Source organism: Rubrimonas sp., from assembly GCF_036788415.1.
Classification (GTDB): Bacteria; Pseudomonadota; Alphaproteobacteria; order Rhodobacterales; family Rhodobacteraceae; genus Rubrimonas.
Genome location: NZ_DAIQNN010000192.1, coordinates 1 through 3,168, shown reverse-complemented (window position 1 = coordinate 3,168; position 3,168 = coordinate 1). Strand labels below are relative to the sequence as shown.

General features: G+C 71.0%; 4 protein-coding genes. 3 read left to right on the top strand and 1 reads right to left on the bottom strand.

Annotation, left to right across the window (positions count from 1 at the left end; all coding sequences use genetic code 11):
- The coding region (locus V7Q31_RS18320; protein ID WP_333835282.1) for a VOC family protein at positions 1–151 on the bottom strand (151 nt) is incomplete at its 3' end.
- Between the two features lie 57 nt (positions 152–208).
- Here V7Q31_RS18320 and thyX point away from each other — a divergent pair.
- Genes thyX through V7Q31_RS18305 form a run of 3 tightly spaced genes read left to right on the top strand, consistent with a single transcriptional unit; the run spans position 209 to position 3,099 of the window.
- Positions 209–1,111 carry an FAD-dependent thymidylate synthase gene (thyX, locus tag V7Q31_RS18315; RefSeq protein ID WP_333835281.1) on the top strand — a complete coding sequence of 301 codons (903 nt, stop codon included), beginning with the start codon at positions 209–211 and terminating at the stop codon, positions 1,109–1,111.
- 27 nt (positions 1,112–1,138) lie between these two features.
- Positions 1,139–2,239: a glycosyltransferase family 4 protein gene (locus V7Q31_RS18310; protein ID WP_333835280.1), complete on the top strand. Its 1,101-nt coding sequence runs from the start codon at positions 1,139–1,141 to the stop codon at positions 2,237–2,239.
- Positions 2,236–3,099 carry an FkbM family methyltransferase gene (locus V7Q31_RS18305; RefSeq protein ID WP_333835279.1) on the top strand — a complete coding sequence of 288 codons (864 nt, stop codon included), beginning with the start codon at positions 2,236–2,238 and terminating at the stop codon, positions 3,097–3,099. The genes V7Q31_RS18310 and V7Q31_RS18305 overlap by 4 nt, the downstream gene beginning before the upstream one ends.
- Positions 3,100–3,168 lie beyond the last annotated feature (69 nt).

The window sequence follows — 3,168 nt, the reverse complement described above, 5'->3', positions numbered from 1 at the left end:
GGCCCGGCGGCGCGAGGAAGACGAGGGTGAACTTGCCCGCCTCGTTGTCGTAGCGCCGGATCTCCTCCAGCCCCAGCAGGTCGCAATAGAAGCGCTTGGACGCCTCGATGTCGCGCACCCGCACCATGGTGTGGAGATATTCGATCTTCATGTCGCGCTCCGGCTTGTGTTCTATGGGGCCGAATCCCCAGCCCGCGAGGACCACCTTATGCCTCTGTCGCCCGAACAAAAGGCCGAGATCGACGAACAGCGCGCGGCCCATGCGCCGACGCTGCGCGCGGTCAGCCCCGGCATGGAGGCCCGGCTCTACGCGGCGATCCCGGTGCTCGACCACGGTTTCGTCCGTGTGATCGACTACATGGGCGACGACGCCGCCATCGTGCAGGCGGCGCGCGTCAGCTACGGGAAGGGCACCAGGGCCGCGCGCGACGACCGCGGCCTGATCCGCTATCTGATGCGCCACTGGCACTCCACGCCCTTCGAGATGTGCGAGATCAAGCTGCATGTGAAGCTGCCGATCTTCGTGGCGCGGCAGTGGATCCGCCACCGCACCGCCAATGTGAACGAGTACTCTGCGCGCTATTCGATCCTCGACCGCGAGTTCTACACGCCCGCGCCGGAGCATCTCGCGGCGCAGTCGGCGTCCAACCGGCAGGGCAGGGGCGAGGTTCTGGAGGGAGAGGCCGCGGCGCGCGCGCTCGGGCTGCTGCGCGACGAGGCGGGGCGCGCCTTCGACGCCTACGACCGGCTGCTCGACGGCGAGGACGGGCTCGCGCGCGAGCTCGCCCGCATGGCGTTGCCGCTGTCGACCTACACCCAGTGGTACTGGAAGGTCGATCTGCACAACCTGCTGCACTTCCTGCGCCTGCGCGCTGACGCGCACGCGCAGTACGAGATCCGCGCCTACGCCGACGCGATCTGCGAGCTGGTGCGCGACTGGGTCCCCCACGCATGGGAGGCCTTCGAGGACTATCGGCTGGGTTCCGTCAGCTTTTCGCGCCCGGCGATGGCGGCGCTGCGGCGGATGCTGGCGGGAGAAGCCGTCACCCAGGAGAATTCGGGCATGGGCGCAGGGGAGTGGCGCGAGTTCTCGGAGATGGTCGGGAAATGAGAAAAGCGCGCGGATTGGGCTCGCCTCATGGTTGAGCCAACCTTGCGCGTGGCCGTCGTCCTGTCGCGCAACATGCGCTTCAGCGAGGACGGCGCCACCGCGATCGATCTGAGCGCGCGCGACTTCGCGCTGTTCTCGCGTCACATCGCCACGCTGCGCGTGTTCGCCGAGCCGGTCGCGACGCCCTTCCCCGGGGTCGACTTCGAAGGTGTGGCGTTCGCACGCGGGCCGTTCGGCGCGCGCGCGCTGGTCGGGGCGCTGCGCCGGTTCGAGCCCGACGTCGTGGTCGTCCATCACCATTTCCCGACGGCGTGCGCCGTCGCCGCCGCCCTCGACGCCCCGGTGGTGTTTCATCGACACGCGCTGATGAAGCCGCGGCGCAATTCGCTGCGGCGCTGGCTCGACCGGCGGGCGCTCACCCGCTTCGCCGGCGTCGTCGCCAATAGCGCTTTCAACGCCGACGCGCTGCGCGCGGCATTTCCCGTCATTGCGGAGCGTGTGCGGGTCGTCCATAACGGCCTTGATCTGCTGCGGTGGGCCCCCGCGGTCGAGCGTGCGCGCGAGGTGCTTTTCGTCGGGCGGGCGCATCCCGAGAAGGGCGCGATAGAGGCCGCCGAAGGCGCGGCCCTCGCGCTCGCCGAGCGGCGGGACTGGCGCGCGACCTTCGTGTTGAGCCGCGCCGCGCAGGGGTCGGAGAGCGTCGCGGCGGTCGAGCGCGCGCTCCGCCCGCTCGGGGCGCGGGCGACCATTCTGTGCGACCAGCGTCACGACGTCGCCCGCGCCGCTTTCGAGCGCGCCGCGATCGCGCTGTCGCCGTCGATTTATGGGGAGGCGTTCGGGCGGGTGCTGATCGAGGCCTTCGCGGGCGGAGCCGCGGCGATCACGTCCGGTCGAGGAGCGCTCGCCGAAGTGGCGGGCGATGCCGCGTTGATTCTTCCGGAGGTGTCGGGTCGCGGCGTAGCCGCGGCGCTCGGGTCGCTGATCGACGACCCTGCGCGCCGCACCGCGCTCGCGCGCGCCGGCCGCGCTCGTTGCGCGGCGGAATTCGCGATCGGCACGGTGGCGGCGCGGCGTGACGCCGCGCTGGAGGAGGCCGCGGCGACATGGAAGCATGGGAGAGGGCGATGAGACGCCCCCACGTTGCCGAAGCGGCCCCTTTCGGCGCCTTCGCCCCGCCCGGCCCGCTTTCGGCGTTGCGCGCGATGGCTCTCGCCTTGGGTCCCAGCCCGGTGGGACGCGCACTGCGCTCGGCGGCCTTCCGGCTGGCGGGCGGCAAGTCGGCCCGAGTCTTCGACGTGAGCGCATTCGGCGGCCAGCGCGTGCGCCTGCATCCCGCCGACAATATCGCCGAGAAGCGCGTGTTCCGGGACGAGCCGCGCCGGGAGCGCGACGAGCGGCAGGCCATCGCGGCGGAGGCTCGGTCGGGGGAAGGGCCTTTCTGCTTCCTCGACGTCGGCGCGAATCCGGGGCTCTACACGCTGGCAGCGCGGGACGCCGCACGCACGACCGGTCGCCCGTTCCGCGCGGCGCTCGTCGAGCCGCAAGCGGCGATGCCTGCGCGGCTGCGCTTCAACCTCGCTGCCTCAAGCTGTGGCGCTGACGAGGCGCGCGTGTTCGCCTTCGCGGCGACGGCGCGGCGCGGGCCAGTCCGGCTCGAACGGCAGAGCGGCAACCTCGGCGCGACGCGGGTCTCGGAGGTCGGAGAGGGCGAGGCGGTCGAGGGCCTGCCGCTGGCCGAGATTGTGGCCGCATGGGCCCCGGGCGGCATCGACGTGATGGAGATCGACATCGAGGGCCTTGAGGGTGCGGCGCTGGCCCCGTTCTTCGCGACTGAGCCGCGCTGGCTGTGGCCGCGGACGATCGTCATCGAGATCAACGACGGACCCGAATCCAGCGTCGGAGTCCAAGTGTGCCGCGAGGCGGGATACAGTGTGGTTTCAACCACTTCGATGAACGCCATCATGCGCATGATACCAGCTTCTAGCTAAGATCGGGCGCTCGCCGACGCGCTGGACCCGCGCATTCGTGGTCGGTGAGGGGGTGGTTTGGGGGCGTCC

Excerpts from the sequence above, each read along its gene's own strand:
- thyX (WP_333835281.1), top strand. The coding sequence starts at position 209 with ATGCCTCTGTCGCCCGAACAAAAGGCCGAGATCGACGAACAGCGCGCG.
- V7Q31_RS18310 (WP_333835280.1), top strand. The coding sequence starts at position 1,139 with ATGGTTGAGCCAACCTTGCGCGTGGCCGTCGTCCTGTCGCGCAACATG.
- V7Q31_RS18305 (WP_333835279.1), top strand. The coding sequence starts at position 2,236 with ATGAGACGCCCCCACGTTGCCGAAGCGGCCCCTTTCGGCGCCTTCGCC.